The sequence below is a fragment of the Hydrogenivirga sp. genome (assembly GCF_056450045.1).
On sequence record NZ_JBWONM010000205.1, the window covers coordinates 1 to 3196 of the forward strand.

At 52.8% G+C, this 3196-nt stretch carries 4 protein-coding genes; all 4 read right to left on the minus strand.

Going from position 1 to position 3196, the window contains the following annotated elements; translation table 11 throughout:
- A partial coding sequence (locus tag AC1HCM_RS08390) for a hypothetical protein (protein ID WP_479461319.1) occupies positions 1 to 277 on the minus strand: 277 nt, incomplete at its 3' end.
- Entirely contained in the window at positions 274 to 966 is a 693-nt protein-coding gene (locus tag AC1HCM_RS08395) for an anaerobic ribonucleoside-triphosphate reductase activating protein (protein ID WP_479461320.1), read from the minus strand. The genes AC1HCM_RS08390 and AC1HCM_RS08395, both read right to left, overlap by 4 nt.
- On the minus strand, positions 966 to 2759 hold the full coding sequence (locus AC1HCM_RS08400) for a ribonucleoside triphosphate reductase (protein ID WP_479461321.1): 1794 nt from the start codon (positions 2757 to 2759) through the stop codon (positions 966 to 968). The genes AC1HCM_RS08395 and AC1HCM_RS08400 overlap by 1 nt, the downstream gene beginning before the upstream one ends.
- A gap of 18 nt (positions 2760 to 2777) precedes the next feature.
- Positions 2778 to 3196: MutS-related protein (locus AC1HCM_RS08405; protein ID WP_479461322.1), on the minus strand; the 419-nt coding region annotated here is incomplete at its 5' end.

Consider the following 3196-nt stretch of genomic DNA (forward strand, 5'->3'; position numbering starts at 1 on the left):
GGAGCTTCTCGTAAGCGGCACTCACCCTGCGGTAGAAGCGCTGGAACCTGCCGCCTTCCTCAAGCATGTACTTGTCCTTCATGCTGTAGAGGGGATAGCCGTAAGAGTTGAGTTCATCAAGTATCTCTGTCCTTGGACCTTCCCTCTGAGCCCTCCTGTCCAGCTCCTCAAGCCTCTTCTCCACCCTGCTCAGATAGGCTCTGTCTCTTTTGAACTCCTTTTCTGTCACAGCGAAGGACAGCCCAAGGAGCAGGAAGCTCAGAAGAACAAACCTCATCTCACCACCACCTCCTCTATATATTTTCTCAGCTTCTTAGCTATATCTTCAAGCTCCTCCTCACTGTAAGTGGTGCATTCTTTGAAGGAGGGGTCAAGGAGGGTATCGGTCACGACGAAGCGCTGGAGGGCGTACCTCCTGCTACCCTTCAGGAACCTCCCTATCTCAAGGATGTCCTCGGGGGTGAGTAGCTCTCTTACGACCGTCGTCCTGAACTCGTAATCAACTCCCGAACCCCTTATGAGGGATACGCTCCTTACTATGCTCCCCACATCAAGGTCAACCCTGACCACCTCGGTGTACTTCTTGAGGGGAGCCTTCACGTCCATGGCTATGTAGTCAAGGAGTCCTCTCTCTATCAGCAGCTTCAGAACCTCGGGGTGGCTTCCGTTGGTATCAAGCTTTACGAGAAATCCCATGGACTTTACCCTTTCCACGAATCTGGGAAGGTCCTCCTGAACCGTCGGTTCTCCCCCGGTGATAACGACCCCGTCAAGGAGTCCCCTCCTTCTTGAGAGGAAGCTGAAAAGCTCCTCCTCTTCTATCGTTTCTCCGAAGAACTCGGGTAGAACGAGGGAGCGGTTGTAGCAGTATGGACACCTGAAATTGCATCCCTGGGTAAAGACTATACAGGATAACTTTCCGGGATAATCTATTAGGGAAAATCTCTGGACTCCTCCTATAAGCATTACCCGAGCCTGTAAGTCCTCCGGAGCTTGAACTCCTCCTGCTTGCCCTCGTTCCACTGGCTGACGGGTCTGAGATAACCGACGACCCTTGAGTAAACCTCGCACCTCTCCCCGCATATAGGGCAGGTCTCGTGCTCACCGGAGATGTACCCGTGGGTGGGACAGATGCTGAAGGTCGGCGTTATGGTGAAGTAGGGGATACGATAGTTCTCACAGACCTTCTTCACAAACCTCTTTAGGCTCTCGGTATCCTTTATCCTCTCACCCACGAAGAAGTGGATCACCGTCCCACCCGTGTACCTTATCTGGAGCTCCTCCTGATGCTCAAGGACCTCAAAGGGGTCATCGGTGTAGTTCACCGGGAGCTGAGTTGAGTTGGTGTAAAAGGGGGCGGCTCCCTTCTTCACCTCTTCCTCGTTCGCAACGATGATGTCGGGGAATTTCTCCTTATCTATCCTTGCGAGCCGGTAGGAGGCTCCCTCCGCAGGTGTAGCCTCAAGGTTGTAAAGGTTCCCGGTCTCCTCCTGATACTGAAGGAGCCTCTCCCTCATGAAGTCAAGGACCTTCAAGGCGAAGTCCCTGCCCTTTGGGTCTGCTATGCTCACACCGAGGAGGTTAAGGCAGGCTTCGTTCATTCCTACGAGACCTATGGTTGAGAAGTGGTTCTTCCAGAACTCTCCGAACCTCTCCTTTATCATCCTGAGATAGAACTTGGAGTAAGGATATAGTCCCTTCTCCATGAAATCCTCTATAGCCCTCCTCTTTATCTCAAGGGAGTCTCTGGCAAGGTCCATGAGCCTTCCAAGCCTTTCAAGGAACTCCTCCTCACTTTCGGAGAGGTACCCGAGCCTCGGCATGTTGATGGTGACAACACCTATTGAGCCTGTGAGGGGATTTGCTCCAAAGTAGCCTCCCCCTCTCTTGAGGAGCTCCCTTGTCTCAAGCCTGAGCCTGCAACACATGCTCCTGACGTCTTCGGGCTTCATATCCGAGTTCACGAAGTTTGCGAAGTAGGGGATGCCGTACTTTGCGGTCATTTCCCAGAGCCCTTTTAGCTTTGGGCTGTCCCAGTCAAAGTCGGGCGTTATGTTGTAGGTGGGGATGGGAAAGGTGAAGACCCTTCCCCTCGCATCTCCCTCGGTCATCACCTCAAAGAAGGCTTGGTTCAGCATGTCCATCTCTTCCTGAAACTCGCCGTAGGTTTCGTTCTTGACCTCCCCACCAACTATGACAGCCTGGTCCTCCATGAACTTCGGCACCTTGAGGTCAAAGGTGAGGTTTGTAAAGGGCGTCTGGAAGCCCGTTCTCGTTGGAACGTTTAGGTTGTACACGAACTCCTGGATAGCCTGCTTCACCTGCCTGTAGGAAAGCCCATCGTACCTTATGAAGGGCGCCATGTAGGTGTCAAAGTTTGAAAATGCCTGAGCTCCGGCGGATTCCCCCTGAAGCGTGTAGAGGAAGTTAACAGCCTGTCCGAGAGCTGAGGTAAAGTGTCTCGGAGGTCTGCTCTCTATCTTTCCCGGCACCCCCCTAAAGCCAGTCATCAGGAGGTCAAGGAGATCCCACCCCATACAGTAAACGCTCAGGACCTGGAGGTCGTGGATGTGTATATCACCCTCCGTGTGCGCCTTCGCTATCTCCTCGGGATATACCTTCTTCAGCCAGTAATTCCTTATCACCTTAGAGGTGATGAAGAAGTTGAGCCCCTGGAGGGAGTAAGTCATGTTGCTGTTCTCCCTCACCTCCCAGTCAAGCTTGCTCAGGTAGTCTTCAACGAGCCTGATCTCGTCCATAGGTTTAATATAATTTCCTCAGCTTCTCCTGTTTATCCTGCTCGCCTCCTCTTTGAGCTGGCTCAAAAGAACGAGAGCCTGAAGAGGCGTGGTGTTGGCTATATCAATGGCAAGGAGCTTGGATACTATCCCTTCCTCTTCCTCCTCTTTCAGCACCTCAACCGATCTCTTGTAGGTTTCCTCAAGAACAGGAAGGGTACCATCTTCAAGGCTCGTGAGTATCTCCCTCGCCCTATCTATCAGCTCTCCGGGAAGACCAGCCATACGGGCTACCTCTATACCGAAGCTCCCCTCTGCCTTGCCGGGCACAAGGGTGTAGAGGAAGGTTATCCCCTCCCCGTCTCTGCTGACCGCCATGTGGTAGTTCTTAACCCCCCTTACCTTCCCTTCAAGCTCTGTGAGCTCAAGGAAGTGGGTGGCTAAAAGGGTTCTCGTCC

What these genes read in the sequence shown, in the direction of transcription:
- AC1HCM_RS08400 (WP_479461321.1), bottom strand. Translation starts at nt 2,759, where the DNA reads ATGGACGAGATCAGGCTCGTTGAAGACTACCTGAGCAAGCTTGACTGG.
- AC1HCM_RS08395 (WP_479461320.1), bottom strand. Translation starts at nt 966, where the DNA reads ATGCTTATAGGAGGAGTCCAGAGATTTTCCCTAATAGATTATCCCGGA.